Below are 19,517 nucleotides of genomic sequence, written 5' to 3' on the forward strand. Positions count from 1 at the left end.
GACCTCCACCGTACAGAGACCGCACGGAACCGGGGAGGTCTCGGCTCCGTGCAAATGGCACAGAGAGGGAATCTCTATTCCCGCTCTCTCCGCGGCTTCCAGTAGCGTTTCCCCTTCCCTGGCCTCATACTCCTTTCCGTTCAGATAGATCTTCATTCCCTGCCCCCTGCCTGAGGATGTTTTGGGGAAGTCCGGGGGAGGGGCTCCCCCGGAGGCCTCGTAGATTAAAGTTCCAGCCAGGATTCGGAAAAGATGGTCTTCCCTAAGAGGACCCGGGTGGTCTTGTAGATTTCAAGCTCTTTGGGAGAAAGGGTCTTGGGATCGGGTTCGTCTCCGTCCATGATGTCGTGGACCAGTTTTACCCAGTCGGGATGTTTGCCCTTGGCTATCTCTACCAGCTCCTGATCATAAACATCCAGAATGGCCGAATGGATCCCGTATTTCATGAGCATCATGAGATAGACCCGATTCAGATAAGGGCGCAGATGGGTGGCCACCCCGTTAGATACATTGGAAAGCCCCACCGTGCTCTTGGCGCCGGGAGCAATGTCCTGAAGCATGGAAAGAAACTCCAGCCCCGAAAGGATCTGTTCCGCGCCCAGGGTAATGGGAGTGGCGATGGGATCCACCCAGATCTTTTCGTTGGGAATACCGGCCTCGTTAAGCTTCATGATCAGATCCACCGCCAGCGCCGCCCGTTCATTGGCATCCCTGGGCATTCCCTCCGGCCCCCAGAGGAGGGCTATCACCTCGCAACCCAGTTCCGCCGCCACCGGGATGAGCTTCTCCATACGCTCGGGCTGAGCGGAGATGGAGTTCATGAGACACCGGGCCGGGTTTTTGGAGGCCTTAAGCCCCGCGGTCATGGCCTCGGGATTGGTGGTATCCAGAGAGATGGGTACATCCACCGTCTCCTCCACCACCTTTACGATCCAGGCCGCAAGATCCGGCCCGTCTTTTTTGGCCGGACCGATGTTGAGATCCAGATAATCCGCTCCCCTCTCCGCCTCCTCCCGGGCCATCTGCTTAATGGGCTCGGGATTCCTCTCCTTCATGGCCGGACCGATACGTTTGGACATGATGTTGATGCTCTCGGCAATACACAGGACCTGCTGGCTCATGCCTCCCTCCTTAAAAAGTTTTTATTTAACCTCTGTAGGATCCTTTCCATGAGCTCGGCATAACCCTTAAGGCGAGGATACAGGCGTTGAGCCGTCTCCTCCCGATAGGTGTGCGAGGTAAGGTTTCGGCTCCGGAGCATCTCCAGACAGGCCTCGGTTTCCTCCGGAGAAAGGACCCCGGTCTTAAGGGCCTCCCGAAAGCAGTTTGCCGGTGAAAAACACTCCACTATTTCCCTCTCCCGTAAATAGTCCTTAAGGGTCTTCCAGAAGATTTCAAAAGTATATTCAAAACGTTGAATGGAGGCATCCCGTACGATAACATATTCCTCACTTAAAGGATCCACCCTGCGCTCCAGAATCTCTCGCAGACTTTCATAGGCCCGCCAGGCCAGATCCCACCTTTCGCGAAATCGGCTCCTTTCCTTCAGAGCCACCTTTCCCCTTCTTTTTGAATCTTTTCCCGGAGCCCCTCCGGGAGTTCTTCCCAGCCTACTACGTCCACCTCGAAGGGGAAAGTGCTCTCCTCAAGAAATTCCGCCAGCCTTCTGATGCTTTTTTCCTCTCCTTTCACCGCCAGATCGAAATCCGAAGCCACTCCCGCTCCGCCCCACAGACGGGACCCAAAAAGATAGACCTCTTTTATTCCCTCCTCCTTTTTTACAAAATCCCCTATCAGACCGCGCAGTTTTTCCTTCCAGGGGTCCTCCTTCAAGCCGCCTTCCACTCCTTGAGGAAGCTCGGAAGACCGCTGGCCTCCCGGGGCCCGATGATGATCTCCCAATCCGGGAGTTCGTCTTCAAGCTCTCCCTTAATTCCCGCCAGATAACCCGGAATGACCAGCTTCCGATGCTTGACCTTCTCCGCAATTCCGCACTTTTTCACGAATTCGGCGATGGTATCCGCCCCGAATTTACCCGCAGCCCAGGCCGTAAGCACCGAAAGCCCCTCGGTGTCCTTGATGAGAAGCCAGGAGGGGACCCGACTCCCCTCTACCTCACCCGAAACGATGAAATAGGTGAGGGCGAAGTTACAGGTAATAAGCACCGGAGAATTTTCGTCCGGACCATTGATGGGATAGATCCCCTCCTCCACCACCAGCGGTTTTTGCGGATCGGTAAAGATGTTCATTCGCTCCACCAGCAGCGGGAAGAGCACATCGGCCCGGAAATCGGACATGATGATCATGCCCGCATACTTGGGAATGAGCACCGCGGCCAGGATGGCCTCGGCCAGATACCCCCGGGCGCACCGATAGGGAAAGGTAATGGTGGGGAACCCGAAGGGCTTGAAACGCTTTTTGATAGCCGCCCGGCGCACGATCACCTGGTCCTCGTAGAGTTCCCGCACGCTCCGGGCCCCGGTATCCAGCACCAGGTCCTTAAGCCCCATTTTGAGTAGTTCCTCGGAGATGCGGGCCGTTTCCGCCAGATTGTCGCCGCGGACCGCCAGGGCGGCCTTTTTCTCCTTGGCCACCTGGCCCATTTCCTTAAAGTTGTCCAGGGTAGCGGCATAAAGAAGAGGCCGATGTTCACCACAGAGATCACAGGCCTCGGAAAGGGTTCCCGGATTCTCGCTTATGAGAACTAGCACCGCTTCCGGACACTCCTCCCGCACCCGGCGCACCAGGGAAAGAAATCTCTCTTTATCCCCGTTTACCTCCTCCAGGGCCAGGACCTCGGCGTGAAGCTCCACCCCTACCCTTTCCCACCGGAGCTTTCGAAAACTCTCCAGCCTGCGAGCTATCTCCGCCTCCTCCATATCCGTGGCCAGCCGAAGCCCTAGGGGAACCGGATTCTCAAACCTCTTTTCGTGCCGGAAAAGCACCGTCTCCCCGCCCAGCTTCAGCTGGTGCTCTCCGCTACCCAGCACCACGGTACGAATGGGCGGGGCCGAGGCCTCGGCGATCTCCTCCTTTACCGCCGGATCTACATGCGGACACTTGTCGATTTCCGCCTGCCCTGCGGCCACCTTCATGGCAAAGGCCAGGCAGGTGGGAAATCCACAATCCCCACAGTTGGTCTTGGGCAGTTTTTGCATTATCTGAATACCGGTAAGTCCCATCGTCCTCCTCCCTTTACATCAGGGGTTCCATTTCCACCACGGGATGTTTTACCTTTTCCACCCACTCTTTGACTTCCTGTTCGGTGTTGGCCACGGTCTCGTCGGCGATCTTGTCCAGCAGGTCCGGGACTCCGAGTTCCTCGGCCCGTTTCTGGAGTTTCTCCCGGAGTTCCTCCTTAAGCATCTTGGGCATCCAGACCACCCGCTTGAGCCCTCCCTCCGCCAGCAGGAATTTCCGGGAGGTGATGTAATGCTTGGAGACCCCCATGAACCCGGGAGTCACCTGCCCTCCCCCCACCATTCCGGCCATGGTGGAAAACTTCATTCCCGTGGGAGTCATTCCCAGATAATCCCGGTTCACAATCATGATCCCGTTTACCGAGGGAAGCACCGCGGCGATACATTCAAAACATCCGCAGGCGGTCATGGGGTCCACCAGGATACTGTAGAGACTCACCCGCTCCACCTTTCCGCGACTGGCCTTCTTTACGAACTCGTTGACCCCGCTGAATTGACCCAGCCGCTCGTCCAGAAGCTCTCCCTTTTCGATGGGCTGATTCGGACCGGTGGGATTGAGCTCGTAACAGGCCTTTCCGTCCAGCCAGTTATAGGCCCCGCACATCCCGATCCGTTCCGGGGTAATCACACACACATGGCTGGGGGCGAAACTCTGACACAGGGTACAGGAATAGTAAATATCCACACTTTCGTCGGTCATTCCCGCGATACGGGCATCCCGCTTGGCATAGACCTCTTTGGCCATTTCCAGGACCTTCTTGACCTTGTCCTCCTCGGTGTAGATGGTCACCTGACACTTATCCACGATGGCCCCGAATTCCTGGCGCATCTTGGCATAGAGAATGTCTCCGATATGCCGGAAGAGGAACCCCTTTTCCGCCGCGGCCTTGCTTATCCGCAACCACATAATATTTCGCTGCCCCACATGCATGACACCCTGGGCATAGTTAATAAGGTGATGGAACTGCCGTTCCAGGATGGCCTCAAAGTCCTCCTGCATGTTGGCCCCGGCCACCTCCACCACCACCGCAAAGGGAAGCCGATAGGGCGGCCCCTGAAGCCCGAGCTTTTCCACCTCGTTTATCTCCGGCCCGATGACCTCGATCTTTCCGTCCTCCACCTCTTCCAGCGGCCTGGAGAGAAGAAGCTCCACCGCCGGGGTGCGTCCACCACCGCATTCCAGATAAAGATCGTCCTTGCGCACCCGTTCTCCCTCAAAGGCCGGGGCATAGGCCACGGGAATGTCCAGCTTCACCGTGGTGACCTTAAGACCCCGGACCTCAATGGCCCGATCCACGATCTCCTCGTGGGGGACCTTGGACACCACATGCTCGTAAAGGCAGATACCGTAGGGCTTGATCTCCGGCTCATCCCAGTCGGAAATCACCGGAAAGCCCCAGTTTATGGCCCCGGCTCCGTTGGCGTACCATTCCTCGGAAATGGGGCCGAAGGTGATGACAAAGGCAAAGGTTCGATCCTTGTTGTAAAGGAGATTTCCCATATAGTCCCCGGGCTTGATGCCTCCGAAGGCCATGGCCACCCGACAGGCAAATCCGATGGAGAAGACCACCGAGGTGTAATCCGGGCCGAAGGGAATGAGTCGGGTGGGCCAGCCCAGCTGTACCCCCGCCTCCTTGAGTTGTTCGGCCATCCGCACCCCGTTGGTATCCGCATGCATGAACACATAGAGGTTCTTTTCCTGGAGTTCCTGAGCGATCCGGGCGGCGGTTTCCTTGTCCGGCGGGGCCCCCAGGATGGCCGCAAACCCCGGAGCCGTGCCATCCACAAACTCCACCCCGCGCTTCCGGAAAATCACGTCGTCCGCCGCCCCGAGCCAGATGTTTCCGTTTACCGGCTCCTCGGTCTTGGTGTAAAAATCCGGGTCCTCCAGATACCGGATGGCCTCAATGATTTCCTCGGCAAAGAAGGTGGCCATACCCGCATCCAGAGCCGGCCCGAGATAAGGGGTCCAGAGTCTTTCGTCCGGAACCGGAGGAAGAAGTTTCCTTGCCTCCTCCAGTACTTCCCCGCAGTCCCCGAGTTTTTTCACCGGATACCCGAGCATGGCGTAGATAATGGGTAAATAGTAGGCGGTGTTGGGGAAGGCGACCTCTTTTTCCTTCCCGAATTTCTTCACCGCCTCTTCATATTTTTCCTGGGCCCGCTCCACGATCTTATGGGCCCCGCGAATGGCTTTGGTGGCAATAATCTTAGACATAACTTATCCCTCCTTGCCTCAATTTTGTTGCATGAGTTCCTTAATAATTAATTTAGTTAATTCTATGGCTTTGGGGTGCCTCATGATAAAAAGGTCCCCTCCGGCCAGCGCCAGAGCCACCGAGGTAATGGCCTCCATAAGCACCCCTCTCACCTCCTGGTCCCCCATGGTCTCGTCGCTGGGAAGCCCCGCTTCCTTGGCCTTCCATACCTCCCGTCCCACGTTACAGATAAAGGGAACCTGAAGTTTATCGTCCTGAGCGTAAAGGGCCGCCAGACGGATTCGTTCCATAACCGAATAGGTATATTCCAGCCCGTAACCCAGAGCCCCGATGGAGGGGTCCATGAGGATCTTATCCAGGGCCACCCCTACGTTCTCCAGAAGGATGTTCAACTGTTTGGCCAGGTTCACATCGATGGGGCTGGAAGCCACCACCGGAAGCCCGTAGCCCATGGCCGTTGCCCCCAGGGTGCGATGATTGGCCTCCTCCACCGGACCGATCACCGCTCCCCGATCACCTACCACCTCAGCCACCTCGCGCAACACTTCCACATCCTTTTCGGCATGTCCCGATCCCCATACGATAAGAGGCACATCCACCGCTCCGGCTACTTTCTCCACCACCTCCCGGGCATGCTGGGCATCCAGATTGAGATAGTTGGGGTCGGTACCCATGAGGTAGATGCACAGGGCCTCGGCCCCGTAAGTCTCCACACACTTTCTGGCCCAGGCCGCGGGATCATCCAGCACATCCGCAAAATATCGAGCTAGACTCTCGGGCCAGTTTTCGGGTTTCACATCCAGGATCTCCATGGCCACCCGCGGTTCGTGTCGCATCTCCCCCTCGAAAAGATGGAAGGGAAGCACATTGGTGCCTCCCACCTTGAAGGCCTTTTCCCCTTTTCCGATTTCCACCTCCCGAATGAAAGCCGTCCCCGGTTCCTTGTAAAGATCCTCGGGAAGACCGGCGGCTCGTTCGGAAAGCGGCCGATATTCTCCGGAAAAACTCCCTATCTCCACTCCCTCCGCCGGAGGAGCCGGTTTTTCCTCTACCGGCGGCTTCTCAGCGGGTTTTTCCTCCCTAACCTCGACCGCGAGCTTCTCCTCGGGTTTCTCCTCTACCGGAGGTTTCTCCTCTACCGCGGGTTTTTCTTCGACTCGAGCCTCCACCTCCTCCGCGGGCTTTTCCTCTTCCACCCGCTTCTCTTCCACCTTCTTTTCTTCCACTACCTCTTTTTCTTCCGGTACTTCCTTTACCTCCACGGGCTTTTCTTCCACCGGAGGCCGCTCTTCCACCTTCACTTCCACTCGCGGAACCTCCGGCACCTCCGCCGGCACCACCTCTCCGCCCAGGAGGGCCCGCTCCAGGCGAGCCAGACTATCGTGGAGCAGGTTCACCCCCTCGCGCAGAGACTCTATGCTGGAACGCACGGTGGAAAAAACCTCCTTTACCGCCTCCACCGGAATCTCCACCTTCGGTGGGGCCTCTTCCGGCACCTCCTCTGCCGGAGGAGCCACCACCTCCACCCGCTCCACGGGCTTTTCCACCTCCACCACAACGGCCGGACGGACCTCGGCTTCCAGCGGACGCGGATGGAGACCGGCCCGTTTCACGATCTCCGGTACCGCCTCCTCCCACTCGATGGCCATAATATGCACCCCGGCCACCCCGGGTATCTCCCGCACCTGCTGGATGATTTCCACCGCCAGATTGATGCCCTCCTCCCGCTTGTCCTTGGCCTCCTTCATGCGCTTGAGAATTTCATCCGGTACATCCAGTCCCGGCACGAAATATTTCATATAGCGGGCCATCCCGAAGGACTTGGGGGGAGTGATTCCCGCCAGAATATAGGCCTTCTCCGTAAGTCCCATATCGCGGGCCATTTCCATGAATTTCCGGAAACGTTCCACGTTATAGACGATCTGGGTCTGGATGAATTCCGCTCCGGCGGCGATCTTCTTGGCCAGGCGCTTGACCCGAAACTCAAAGGGATCGGCAAAGGGATTGGCCGCTGCCCCCAGGAAGAACTCCGGACGGGCCCCGGTGAGATCCTCCCCGCACATGAACTTCCCTTCGTCCCGCATCCTCCGAACCATGTCCAGCAATTGAATGGAATCGAGATCAAAGACCCCCTTGGCCTCGGGATGATTTCCGAATTTTTGGTGGTCCCCGGTACTACAGAGGAGATTTTTCACTCCCAGGGCCGCCGCCCCCAGAAGATCGGCCTGGATCCCGATCCGGTTCCGGTCGCGACAGGTCATCTGGATGACCGGCTCCACCCCCTCGGCCATCACCAGCACCGCCGAGGCGATGGAGGACATCCTTACAATGGCCGTTTGACAATCGGTGATGTTGGCCGCATCCACATAGCCCTTAATCAACCGGGCCTTCTTCCGTACCACCTCTCCGTCGGCGCTCTTGGGCGGACCGATTTCCGCGGTAACCGCAAAATGTCCCTCGGAAAGGACCCGATGTAAATGGCTTCTCGGTTCCACCGTTCCCCTCCTTTTATTTATCCATCTTGAGATCTTCCCTTATCCTGTCCCGGGGGCCACCGTGTCCGGCCGGACGCCAGTCCTTGGCCGGAAAGAAATTCATGAGACGATCCAGCTCTCCCCGGGCCGAAAGCCTCTCGTAAATCTGATGCCAGACACAGGGAACCTCCGGTCGGATCTCACAGCGCCCTCCCTGGGACCCCCCGCAGGGACCGTTGAGCAGATTCTTGGCGCACCGGGCAATGGGACACAACCCCCCGGTGAGATCCAGGATACAATCCCCACATCCCCGGCACTTCTCCTGCCATTCTCCTAGGGCCGTGTTGGCCCCGTAAAAGGTGGTATCCACCCCGGGATAGACCCGGATCTCGGGGAAGAGATCGGCAATGAGGTTCACCCCCACCCCGCAGGCCATAGAAACCACCGCCTCATATTTATCCGCCCATTCTCGCAGCGGCGCCAGATACTCCGGATCACACTGCCGGATGAGGGTGGCCTCACCGGTCTCCAGCGGCCGACCGGCCCTCTTCCGGGCCAGCCTCAGGGCCGCCGCCATGGTCTCCACCTCCCGATCCCCTCCCGCCGAACAGATGGCCACACACCCCCGACACCCCAGAACCAGAACCCGCTGATAAGGCTCTATGGCCTCCAGTACTCGGCGTATGGGTTTGCGTTCTGCAACGATCATTTTCCGTTCTCCTCAGGACTTAGACTTCATAGTTAAAGCTATTTCAAAAGTTTTCTTTACCTCCTCCATGAAAGGCCCGGTATCCAGTCGAGGCAGAAAGGCAAAACGCACCCGTTCCGGTTCCAGCCCGATCTCCTCAAGGATCTTCCGGGCCCCCTGGACCTTCTTTTCCGCCCGCTGACTCCCGGACAGATTGTGACAGCTCTCCGCCTCGCATCCGGCCACCAGCACCGCCTCCGCCCCTTCCTCGAAGGTGCGCAGGATATCCGCCACCTCGATATGTCCGGAACAGGGATAACGACGCACGATAACCGTGCCCGGAATCCCCTGGAAATCCTCCTCTCCGGCCTGATTGGTGTAATGGCAACAGAGCACCCCGATGGTTACAGCCATTAACTCACACCCCCGTATCTCAGGATTTCAAATTCCGCCGCGGGCTTGAGCTCGATGGCCCGGGCCGGGCATTCCCGCACGCATATCCCGCAGGCATGACACTTGGCCGGATCGATCACCGCGTACCCTTCCTCCCGGATACTCGGAGCCCCGAAGGGACACACCCGCACACAGGTCAGACATACGATACACTTTCCGGGATTTACCCGGGCCAGCCTTCCGGCCTCAAACAGGGTCTCCTCGTTGGCCAGACCGGATCGCAGGGCATATTCCCGCAGCGCCCGAATTACCTCCGCCGGCTTTACCTCCATGGGGCATACCGGAACACAACTCTGGCACTGGGAACAGTGCCAGAGGATGGGGGTCCCGAAGAGTTTTTCCCGCAGGCCCAGCACCGTGGCATGCACGATGACCCGGGGATCAAAGTCCCGGCGTACCTTCTTTACCGGACAGATCCCCGAACAGGCTCCGCAGCGAAAACACTGACTGTAAGTCTCCGGCAACCCCTCCACTTCGGGTATCCATTCCCTGGCTAATTCCAGTTTCATGACTTTTTCCCCTTTTCCATGGCTTCAAGAATCCCCGCCAATTCCTGAGGACTGGCTCCGGTGGCCTCGGCCAGCGCATCCACACTCTGAGGCCCTTGGGAGAGCAATTCCCGGACCTCGCTTTCCAGGATCCGTTTACGTATCTGAGGCACCAGCTTCTTCTCCACCAACTGGGCTATGTTCTCCGGACTGTAATCGCCCAGCTTCTTTATTTCCCGGGCCAAATTACCATATTGCGCCCGGAATTGCATGTTCGAGCAGAGCTTCCGCGCCGCCTCCAGCCGGAACTGTAGCCGTTCCCGGGAAAGCCCCTCGGCCTCCCCCAGGGGGCCCAGCTTCCGGATCCGCTCCGTAAAATCGGTGAGCAGCTGCACAAAGCGCGGCCCCTCCGCGGCCGAGGCCCAGTCGATATAAAAACGATCCCTTTTCACCCCCACGGTGTCCAGGATCCGCCTTACCGTTTCAGCCATGACCAGAGCTTCGAAATTACCAGACTGGTAATGGCACTCCCCGAGGTGTCACCCACCCACGAAGACCCCGTCGGAACCTACATAGAAGGCCTCCACCACGAAACGAGGATCCATCCTTCCGGTACACATGATCCGGATGACCCGGTTATTGGGAGGGTAACTGAACCGGGCCACCCCGGCCGAATCCGCCGCCGCATAGCAGCACCAGTTACACAGAAAACTTAATATTCTGGGTTCAAACCCCATCGTAACCCCTCCTTAGGCCGCTTCTTTTTCTGCTTCTTTTTCAGTTTCCTGAGCTTCCTCCAGGCCGAAGGCCCGGATCTGTTCCAGGATGGCCTCGTCGGTAAAGCCCCCCAGGCTTATGGCAAACACCGGGCAATGGGAGCCGCAGACACCGCATCCCTTGCAGGCCGCGGAAATCACCTGGGCCTTACGCCGTTTATCCACCTTGACCATCTCGATGGCACTGTAGGGACAGAGCGCCGCACAGATGCCGCAGCCGATACATTTCTTCTGATCCACCGAGGACACAATGGGCGGAACCTCCACGAACCCCTTGGCCAGAGGCACCACCGCCTTGGCTGCCGCGGCCCGGGCCTGGGCCAGGATCTCGGCAAGGGGCTTGGGCCCATGCGCCAGCCCGCACACATAGACCCCATCCACCGCCACCTCTACCGGCTTGAGCTTTACATGGGCCTCAAGGATAAACCCCTCCGGGGTAAGCGGGGTCTTAAGGATCTGGGCCACGGGATTTTCCTTATCCGCCTCGATCCCTACGGAAAGGACCACCAGATCCGCAGGGATTTCCATCTCTTCCTTTAAAAGGGCATCGTAGGTCCGGACCACCACCCCCCGGCCCTTCTTTTCCACCCGGGGGCGGCGCTCCGGAGTATAGCGTAAAAAGACCACCCCGCGCTTCCGGGCCTCCCGGTAAAGCTCTTCATAGAACCCATAGGTACGCATATCGCGATAAAGGACGATTACCTCCCCGTCGGGATGCAGATCCTTAAAACGCAGGGCATTTTTCACCGCCTGCTGACAGCAGAGTTTGCTGCAATGAGGGAGTTCCTCCCCGCGTGAGCCGGCACACTGAATCATTACCACCCGTTTGACCTTCCCCAGCGAGCGTTTCCCCCGCGAAAGCTTTTCCTCAAACTCAAGCTGGGTCACCACCTTGGGACTCTCCCCGTAGAGATAACCGGAGGGACGATGTTCCCGGCCCCCGGTAGCCACCACCACCACCCCGTGATTGATGACCTCGGAGCCCGCCTGGGTACGCACCGTGGAGGTAAAGTTCCCCACATACCCGGAGATATTCTCCACACTGGCCGAGGTATAAACCCGGATACGGGGATGTTTTTCCACCCTGCGAATGAGATCCTTTAGGATCTTCTGCGGGTCTTCCCCTTCGGCCAGAAACTTTACCCGCCGAAGATTTCCTCCCAGCTCCGGCTCCCGTTCCACCAGATAGACTTCATATCCCTGTTCGGCGATGGAAAGCGCCGCAGCCATTCCCGCCGCTCCGCCTCCCACCACCAGGGCCCCCGGAGTAACCTCGACCTTCTGTAACTCCAGAGGCCGAAGTCTCCGGGCCTTGGCCACCGCCATACGCACCTGATCCATGGCCTTGCGGGTGGCAGCCTCGGGATCGTCGGCGTGCACCCAGGCGCACTGGTCCCGGATGTTGGCCATCTCCACCAGGGCCAGGTTGAGCCCGGCCTCCCGCAAGGTTTCCTGGAAGAGAGGCTCATGGGTGCGGGGACTGCAGGCTGCAATCACCAGGCGGTTAAGCTTGTGCTCCCGGATGATCTCCTTGAGCCTTTCCAGCGAATCCTGGGCGCAGGAATAGACCGTGGTGTCGGCATAGACCACCCCCGGAAGCTGGGCTGCGTATTCCTTGACCCTTTCCACATCCACCACTCCGGCAATGTTCACCCCGCAGTGGCAGACAAAGACCCCCACACGAGGAGGAAGAGAAAGGAGATCCTGGTCCTCCGGGGGAAACTCCTTGGCCACCTGGTCTTTGCCGCGAGCCTCGGCCAGCAATTCCGAAACCTTGGCCGCCGCCCCGCTGGCCTGCATCACGCTTTCCGGAATGTCCTTCGGCCCCTGAAAGGTCCCGGCCACGTAGATCCCGGGCTTGGCGGTGAGGGGATCCGCCACCGAGGTCCGGGCGAAACCGAAGGGATTAAGTTCAATCCCGAATCTCTGGGCCAGTTCTTCCGCCCCGGCCGGGGCCGAAAGCCCCACCGAAAGCACCACCAGATCGAAAAGTTCCCGGTGGACCTCTCCGTCCTCGGTTACATAGGTGAGCCCCAGCCGTCCGGAAACCTCCTCCACCTTGGGCACCCGGGCATAGACCGTGCGCAGTCCGTATTTTTCCACCGCCCGCTCAAAGGCCGCGTCAAAGCCCTTGCCCTGGGTGCGCACATCCATGAAAAAGAGGGTAATCTCGGCCTCAGGCGCATGCTCCTTGAGCATGGAGGCCTCTTTCATGGCGTACATGCAGCAGACCGAAGAACAGAAAGGCCTTCCGCAGGAAACATCCCTCGAACCCACGCACTGAAGGAAGGCGATCTTCCGGGGATGCGAAAGATCCGAGGGCCTTAGGATCTCCCCTCCACTGGGCCCGGAAACGCACATCAGGCGCTCGATCTCCAGACTGGTCATCACATCCGGATAGATTCCGTAGCCGTACTTCTCAAGCGCCGCCTCCGGCACCTCACCGAACCCCGGAGTCAGCACCACGGCCCCCACCTCAAGCTCCCGCACCTCGGGCTTCTGGGAGAAGTCTATGGCCTTGGGCCCGCACACATTGGTGCAGATCATGCAGGTCTCGTGGTTTAAGTGCAGGCAGCGTTCCTCGTCGATGTAGTAGGCCGTGGGCACGGCCTGGGGGAAGTCGATCCGCGCCGCCCGGGTAAAGTCCAGCCTCTCGTTATATTCATCCACCGCCTCCCGCGGACAATACTGCATACACTGCCCGCAGGCGGTGCATTTATCCGGATCGATGTAGCGCGGGCGAATCTTCACCCGGGCCTTGAAGTTCCCCGGCCTTCCCGAAAGCGCCTCCACCTCGGCCAGGGTCAGGATCTCAATGTTGGGAGACCGACCGGCCTCCACCATCTTGGGCGCCAGTATTCAGATACTGCAATCGTTGGTGGGGAAGGTCTTATCCAGCTTGGCCATTACGCCCCCGATGGAGGCCTTCTTCTCCACCAGATAGACGTAATAGCCCAGATCCGCGAGATCCAGGGCCGCCTGGATCCCGGCGATCCCTCCGCCCACCACGAGGACCTTTCCGGATTTTTTAGCCATAAAAGTCCTCCTTTAATGTTTTAAGCCGCTTTCTTTTCCTCCCCTTCCGGCGAAACCCTGAGGGACACCGGACCGAAACAGCCCAGCCCGTGGAAGGGACTGGTGACCTTGGGGCTTTCCAGCGCCCGCCGCATGGCCATATCGTAAAGGACTCTGGGCTTGGGCTTATCGATCCCCAGGGCCTTTCTCTTATTCTTAATGTGATCGATCATGATGGAAGCAAATTCACTGGCGCTTCGGGCCACCCGCCAGCCGGCCCCGAAGATGCGCTCCATCTCGTGGAAGAGAAAATCCGTGGCCACCTGGCTTTTAAGCGTGGGGAAATCCGGCCCGAAGACCACCGTGGCCCCGGAAGCCACAAAGTACTGGCCGATGGTGATGGCCTTCTCACTCATCCACTGCGGAGCCGAACCAATGACCGGAAGATCGCTTATATCCTCTCCCAGTCCTCCGGTATTCACCATTTCGGTTGCGGCGATAAGGATCCGACTATTGTCCACACAGGAACCCATATGGAGCACCGGCGGGCACCCTACGGCCTCAAGCACCTCCCGCAGACTGTCCCCGGCCATCTCCGCGGCCTCGGGCCTGAGGAGTCCGGCCCGGCCCATACCGGTGGCGGCACAGCCCGTGGTGAGCACCAGTACATTATTGGCGATGAGCTCCTTGGCCAGCTCCACCTGGACCTCCTCGGTCACCCGGAAGTTATCACACCCCACGATGGCCGCCACTCCCAGGATCTTTCCGTTAATAATGTTTTCGTTTAAGGGCTTATAGGAGGCCCGGAAACGCCCTCCCAGCATGTAGAGGATGGTCTCGTGGCTGAAGCCCACCACCACATCCACGGAATGATCCGGTATGTTCACCCGGGCCTTGTCCCGTTTGGGAAACCGGGCTATGGCCTCGCGCAGGATCTGTTTGGCACAATCAAGGGCCTTCCGGGCATCAAATTCTATATGCGTGGAGCCCTCCATTCGGGCCCGGGGATTGGTGGTGATCACCACGGTGTGAAAATGTTTGGCCACCTCTACCACATTCTGCATGATACACTGCACATCCACCACCACCGCCTCAAGGGCCCCGGTGGCAATGGCCGCCTCCTGCTGGAGAAAACTTCCGGCCACCGGGATTCCCCGCCGCATGAGGATTTCGTTTCCGGTACAGCAGATCCCGGCGAGATTCACCCCTTTGGCCCCCACCTTCTTGGCTTCCTCCACGATCTCCGGGTCGCTCGCCGCTATGGCCAGGGCCTCGGCCAGCACCGGCTCGTGCCCGTGGACAGCCACATTGACCATATCCTCTCGGATCACACTAAGCCCGATGTTCACCCGAGCTTTGATGGGGCCGGGATTGCCGAACATGAGATCCTGGAACTCGGTAGCCACCATAGACCCGCCCCACCCGTCGGCCAGGGCCGTACGGGCGCAGGCCATGAAGATATTGCGATGGTCCTGATCCACTCCGATGGTGGTGCGATGGGTAAGCTCCACCACCTCGCGATCCACTCCCCTCGGCCACACCCCGAGTTCCTTCCAGAGCTGCTTCCGTTTTTCCGGAGCCCGATTCAATAACGGGATCTCTCCCTCCTGCTGCCCGAAGATCCTGAGGGCCGCCTCGGCCATCTCCTTGAGAAGTTCCTGCTCCTCCTTATCCGGATCCAGCCCCAAGGCCTGCGCCACCACCCGGAGCTTTCTCTTATCCTTGACCTCAAAAGGAGTCTCTCCGTGCACGGTCTCATAAAAATCGATGGCCACCTGGCGACCGTGATCCGAGTGGGCCGAGGCCCCTCCGGCCACCATGCGGCCAAAGTTTCGGGCCACCACCGTGGCTGCGCTGGCTCCGCACACCCCGCGAAGCTCCTCCACGCCCTCCACCACCTGACAGGGCCCCATATTACAGACCCGGCAGCAGGTTCCCCCCTTACCGAAAAGACAGGGGGTGGTCCCCCTCCTTTCCACCCGGGCCGGAGTGGTCAGCACCTCGTCTCCCAGACGTTCATAAATGATCTGGGCCGTGGCATTCTGCACCCGGGGCGGACTCTTTTTCCTGGATCTGGCCCTGGTATCCATAATGTTTCAACCTCCTGCAATGTTTATTGATTCTTAGTCTAAACCACTTCTGAAAGAACGACTAGCCCACCTCACAGGGGAGTCCGGCCCAGAGCTTGGCCGCCTCCACCGTGTTTTTCATGAGCATGGTAATGGTCATGGGCCCCACCCCTCCGGGAACCGGGGTAATGGCCGAGGCCTTTTCCTTCACCGCGTCGAAATCCACATCCCCGCAAAGGATGGCCTTACCCTCCGGAGTGGTGCCGATCCGGTTCACCCCCACATCGATGACCACCGCTCCCTCCTTGACCATATCCGCGGTAATGACCTTGGGACGCCCGGCAGCCACGATGAGGATATCCGCCCGGCGGGTATGGGCAGCCATATCGCGGGTTCCGGTATGACATACGGTAACCGTGGCGTTACCCACAGGCTTCCTTTTCTGAAGGAGAAGATTGGCCACGGGTTTGCCCACGATGTTGCTCCGCCCCACCACCACCACATCGGCCCCGTCCACCTGGACCTGAGCCCGCTCAAGCATCACCAGAATTCCATGAGGGGTGCAGGGCAGGAAACAGGGCTCTCCGATGACCATCTTCCCCACGTTTACCGGGTGGAAACCATCCACATCCTTCCGGGGATCAATGGCATAAATGATCCTGCGTTCATTGATGTGCTTGGGAAGGGGAAGCTGCACCAGTATCCCGTGGATCTTTTCGTCCTTATTGTATTTGTCGATCAGGGCCAGAAGTTCGCTTTCACTGACCTCCTCGGGTAGGTTTTCCTGGACCGAATAGAACCCCAGATCCTTGGCCGTACGCTGTTTGGCCGTAACGTAAGAGATCGAGGCCGGATTTTCTCCCACCAGGATAGTCACCAGACCGGGAGTAACCCCATGTTTTTCCTTGAGTTCCTGAACCTCTTTCCTTAGTTCTTCCCGAATTTGCTGAGAAATCTCTTTACCGCTGATGATCCTGGCCGACATCACATACCTCCCCTCTGGGATTTGGAAACTATTTGCAAAAAACAGACCATAACATACCTTCTCCTAACCCCTTAGTCTAGCGTGCTTTTCCGGAACTAACAAAACTCGGGGGTGAGGAAATTCTCCCCACCCCCGGAGAAAATTTCCGCTTTAGAAGAGTCCCTTCACCTTTCCGGTTTCCACATCCACATCGATCCGCCGGTAGGCCGGATCGGATCCCGTTCCGGGCATGAGGCTTATGTCGCCGGCCACCGGGACGATGAACCCCGAACCGCGATAGATCAGGACATCCCGCACCCGGAGGTTCCAGCCCTTGGGAACCCCTTTCTTGGTGGGGTCGTCGGAGAGCGAAAGATGGGTCTTCACCATGCAGATGGGCATCTGCCGCAGCTCCGGATCGGACTCAATCAGCTTGATCTTCTCCTCGGCCGCCGGAAGATAGACTACGCCATCGGCCCCATAGACCTCGCGGGCGATCTTTTCGATGCGGTCCTTGACCGGCTCGTCAAGCTCGTAAAGGAAGCGGAATTCGCTCTTCTCCTCGCAGGCCTCAACCACCGCATCCGCAAGCTCAAGGGCCCCTTCTCCGCCCTTAAGCCAGTGTTCGGAGACCGCAACCCGCACACCGTGCTCCTCGCAGATCTTGCGCACGAGATCAATCTCGTTCTTGGTATCCGTGTGGAAGGCGTTGATGCAGACCACCGGGGTGGAACCGCTCTTTTTCACAATATTTACGCAGTGAAGGAGATTCTCGCATCCCTTCTCCACCCACTCCAGGTTCTCTTCGTAGTATTCCTTGGGAATGGGTTTTCCGGGAGGCGGAATGGGCGCTCCGCCGTGGCACTTAAGGGCCCTTATGGTGGCCACTACCACCACACAGTCCGGAGCCAGCCCCGAAAGCCGGCACTTGATGTTCCAGAATTTCTCAAAACCGATGTCTGCGGCGAAACCGGACTCCGTAACCAGGTAGTCGGCGAGCTTGAGCCCCACATAGTCCGCGATAATAGAGGACTGTCCGATGGCGATATTAGCGAAGGGGCCGGCGTGGATGAGGACCGGCTGCCCCTCAAGGGTCTGAATCATGTTGGGGTTGATGGCATCCACCAGCCAGGCGGTCATGGCCCCGGCCACTTCAAGATCCTCGGTGGTGATGGGGTTTCCGAACTTATCAAAGGCCACCACGATGCGTCCGATCCGCTCCCGCAGATCCTTAAGATCCCTGGCCACAGCCAGGATGGCCATGACCTCCGAGGCCACGGCGATCCAGAACTTGCTCTCCATGGGGTATCCGTCGCGCTTTCCCCCGAGCCCGATCACGATGTGCCGCAGGGCCTGGGCGCAATAGTCGATGACCCAGCCCATCTCCACCCGCTTGGGGTCAATGTTCAAGCGCCGAAGTCCCCGCTTGGCCAGAAACTCGTCGTCGTAGTTGGCCTCGTGCTGCATCCGGGCCGTAAGGGCCACCATGGCCAGGTTATGCGCGTTCATCACCGCATTGATGTCCCCGGTAAGCCCCAGGGAAAACTTATCCAGCGGAATGATCTGGGCCAGGCCTCCGCCGGCGGCACTTCCTTTAATATTAAAGGTGGGACCGCCGGAAGGCTGCCGCAGAGCCCCGATGACCTTTTTTCCACGCTTTCCCATACCCTGGATGAGTCCGATAGCCGTGGTGGACTTTCCCTCTCCGAGCGGGGTGGGAGTGATGGCCGTAACGTCGATATATTTTCCGTTGGGCCGGTCCTTCAGGCGTTCAAGGACCTTGCGGTAGTCGATTTTGGCCACATAGTGCCCGTAGGGAAGAAGCTCCTCCTTGGTAAGGCCCAGTTCGTCGGCCAGCTGATAAACGGTCTTCATGTTCTTTTCACACTCCGCGGCAATCTCCCAGTCTTTCATCTTGGTGGGATCAAGCTTCATGGCGCCCTCCTTTCCTAGACTTTTATGGCTTCATAATTTATATTTTGGAGATTGACAAGTGAGGAACCCATGCTTCTGAGACTTCCTGCGTCAAAAGCGTACAGATTTTCCTTTTTTGTGGCCCTTTTTTGGTTCCTGGGCTTAAGTTTGGAGCTTTTTCTCAACCTCAAAGGGCAGAGTTTCTGTGAAACCTACACCTGCCGGGTGGTAGCCGAATTTTCCCTTCTTGATCATCAGGAAATGGTCCTGCTGGGGCTCTTTTACTTCGGGGGGCTGCTATTTCTTTTAGGGAGCAATCTTCCGGGAAAGGGAAGGATGCTCCTTATCTGGAGTACGGCGGGTCTCTCTGCGGAGACGGTCTTTCTCCTGCGGCAGGCCCTGGAGTATCGGCTCTTCTGCCCCTTCTGTCTGGGGGTGGCTCTGGGGGTCTTCCTGGCCACAGGGGCCCTTCTAAAGGATCTGGGCCGGGATGCTGGGGTCCCTTCTTCGCTGCTCGGGGCCCTGATCGGCCTTACCGCGGGTTTCCTGCTTACGGTAAATCCCCTGCTATCCCTGCGGGCCGAAGCTCAACCGGCCTTCCCGGATCGTCCGCCGGTGGAGGATCTATATCTTGTCTATTCTCCCCGATGTCCGCATTGTCACGAAGTTCTGGAATTTTGCCGGAGCATTCCCCGGGCTAACCTTAACCTGTGTCCCAAGGAAAAAGCCAGGGGACTTTTCCGCCTGCTCGGGATTCAGGGGGTCCCGGTGCTGGTGGTAATCCATCCGCCCCGCTGGGAAATTCTTGAGGGAAGTAAATCTATAATTTCCTATCTGGAACGCAGGTTCGAGGTATCCCAACCCGCATCTCCCCTAGATTTACTCTTACCTCAGACCGGAGGTGTGTGCAGTGAACTCAAACCCCAATGTGAATAAGCTTTCTGGAAAGGCCCTCCTTATCGGAAGTTTCCCCCTTCGCGACCATCGCGAGGCGGTAAGACTCATCTTAGAATACACCCCGGAGATCCCCTGCTGGCCCCAGCTTCCGAAGCTTCCCTCCGAAGGGATGCTCCTTCAGTTTTCCCGGGGCCTTCCGGGCTTTGAGCCGGAAAGACTCATGCTGAATCCCGAAAGAGAGGACTTTGAGGAGGACCGTCTTCGCTTTTACGAGGAATACCTTGCGGTGACCGAGGCCGGGGCCCCGATCTCCGAAACCCGTTTTGCCCTCTTGCCGGAGGACGCCCCCGGGCTTTACGC

General features: G+C 58.5%; 16 protein-coding genes and 1 pseudogene. 2 read left to right on the forward strand and 15 right to left on the reverse strand.

The genetic code is table 11. The features are described 5' to 3' along the window. The 15 genes from F8J34_RS09845 to F8J34_RS09315 all read right to left on the reverse strand — a co-directional run. Window positions 1-156, reverse strand: a 156-nt coding sequence (locus tag F8J34_RS09845) for a 2Fe-2S iron-sulfur cluster-binding protein (RefSeq protein ID WP_363315441.1), incomplete at its 3' end; no start/stop codon positions are given. Window positions 157-224: 68 nt separating this feature from the next. Further along, a complete protein-coding gene (locus F8J34_RS09245; RefSeq protein WP_297058715.1) occupies window positions 225-1,121 on the reverse strand; it encodes a dihydropteroate synthase in 897 nt (298 codons plus the stop codon). Continuing rightward, entirely contained in the window at window positions 1,118-1,555 is a 438-nt protein-coding gene (locus tag F8J34_RS09250) for an HI0074 family nucleotidyltransferase substrate-binding subunit (RefSeq protein WP_297058718.1), read from the reverse strand. The genes F8J34_RS09245 and F8J34_RS09250 overlap by 4 nt, the downstream gene beginning before the upstream one ends. After that, window positions 1,546-1,833, reverse strand: a complete 288-nt coding sequence (locus tag F8J34_RS09255; protein ID WP_297058721.1) for a nucleotidyltransferase domain-containing protein — start codon at window positions 1,831-1,833, stop codon at window positions 1,546-1,548. Before F8J34_RS09255 ends, F8J34_RS09250 begins: the two co-directional genes overlap by 10 nt. Beyond that, the gene (acsC, locus tag F8J34_RS09260) at window positions 1,830-3,182 is read right to left on the reverse strand and encodes an acetyl-CoA decarbonylase/synthase complex subunit gamma (RefSeq protein WP_297058724.1); all 1,353 of its coding nucleotides are present in this window, start codon (window positions 3,180-3,182) and stop codon (window positions 1,830-1,832) included. Before acsC ends, F8J34_RS09255 begins: the two co-directional genes overlap by 4 nt. A 13-nt stretch (window positions 3,183-3,195) precedes the next feature. Then, the gene (gene acsB, locus F8J34_RS09265; protein WP_297058727.1) at window positions 3,196-5,418 is read right to left on the reverse strand and encodes an acetyl-CoA decarbonylase/synthase complex subunit alpha/beta; all 2,223 of its coding nucleotides are present in this window, start codon (window positions 5,416-5,418) and stop codon (window positions 3,196-3,198) included. Between the two features lie 18 nt (window positions 5,419-5,436). Next, entirely contained in the window at window positions 5,437-7,914 is a 2,478-nt protein-coding gene (locus tag F8J34_RS09270) for an acetyl-CoA decarbonylase/synthase complex subunit delta (RefSeq protein ID WP_297058731.1), read from the reverse strand. A 13-nt stretch (window positions 7,915-7,927) separates the two neighbouring features. Continuing rightward, a complete protein-coding gene (locus tag F8J34_RS09275) occupies window positions 7,928-8,602 on the reverse strand; it encodes a methylenetetrahydrofolate reductase C-terminal domain-containing protein (protein ID WP_297058734.1) in 675 nt (224 codons plus the stop codon). Between the two features lie 12 nt (window positions 8,603-8,614). After that, complete coding sequence (locus F8J34_RS09280; RefSeq protein WP_297058736.1) at window positions 8,615-8,995, reverse strand: hydrogenase iron-sulfur subunit; 381 nt, start codon at window positions 8,993-8,995, stop codon at window positions 8,615-8,617. Beyond that, complete coding sequence (locus tag F8J34_RS09285) at window positions 8,995-9,543, reverse strand: 4Fe-4S binding protein (protein ID WP_297058738.1); 549 nt, start codon at window positions 9,541-9,543, stop codon at window positions 8,995-8,997. Before F8J34_RS09285 ends, F8J34_RS09280 begins: the two co-directional genes overlap by 1 nt. Beyond that, complete coding sequence (locus F8J34_RS09290; RefSeq protein WP_297058740.1) at window positions 9,540-10,259, reverse strand: hydrogenase iron-sulfur subunit; 720 nt, start codon at window positions 10,257-10,259, stop codon at window positions 9,540-9,542. The genes F8J34_RS09285 and F8J34_RS09290 overlap by 4 nt, the downstream gene beginning before the upstream one ends. Before the next feature lie 12 nt (window positions 10,260-10,271). Beyond that, window positions 10,272-13,334 (reverse strand): CoB--CoM heterodisulfide reductase iron-sulfur subunit A family protein, encoded by a 3,063-nt coding sequence (locus F8J34_RS09295; protein ID WP_363315440.1) that lies wholly within the window; start codon window positions 13,332-13,334, stop codon window positions 10,272-10,274. Window positions 13,335-13,354: 20 nt separating this feature from the next. Further along, window positions 13,355-15,403 (reverse strand): anaerobic carbon-monoxide dehydrogenase catalytic subunit, encoded by a 2,049-nt coding sequence (gene cooS, locus F8J34_RS09305; protein ID WP_297058748.1) that lies wholly within the window; start codon window positions 15,401-15,403, stop codon window positions 13,355-13,357. Between the two features lie 61 nt (window positions 15,404-15,464). Then, window positions 15,465-16,367 carry a bifunctional methylenetetrahydrofolate dehydrogenase/methenyltetrahydrofolate cyclohydrolase FolD gene (gene folD, locus F8J34_RS09310; RefSeq protein ID WP_297058751.1) on the reverse strand — a complete coding sequence of 301 codons (903 nt, stop codon included), beginning with the start codon at window positions 16,365-16,367 and terminating at the stop codon, window positions 15,465-15,467. A 150-nt stretch (window positions 16,368-16,517) separates the two neighbouring features. Then, window positions 16,518-18,281, reverse strand: coding sequence for a formate--tetrahydrofolate ligase (locus F8J34_RS09315; protein ID WP_297058754.1), 1,764 nt, complete (start codon window positions 18,279-18,281; stop codon window positions 16,518-16,520). Window positions 18,282-18,428: 147 nt separating this feature from the next. Between F8J34_RS09315 and F8J34_RS09320 the strand changes: the two genes are divergently transcribed. Continuing rightward, window positions 18,429-19,196 carry a hypothetical protein gene (locus F8J34_RS09320; protein WP_297058757.1) on the forward strand — a complete coding sequence of 256 codons (768 nt, stop codon included), beginning with the start codon at window positions 18,429-18,431 and terminating at the stop codon, window positions 19,194-19,196. Beyond that, a pseudogene (locus tag F8J34_RS09325) lies at window positions 19,171-19,517 on the forward strand (hypothetical protein); the annotation flags it as partial. The gene F8J34_RS09320 and the pseudogene F8J34_RS09325, both read left to right, overlap by 26 nt.

Source organism: Thermosulfurimonas sp. (assembly GCF_015491435.1).
Classification (GTDB): Bacteria; Desulfobacterota; Thermodesulfobacteria; order Thermodesulfobacteriales; family Thermodesulfobacteriaceae; genus Thermosulfurimonas_A.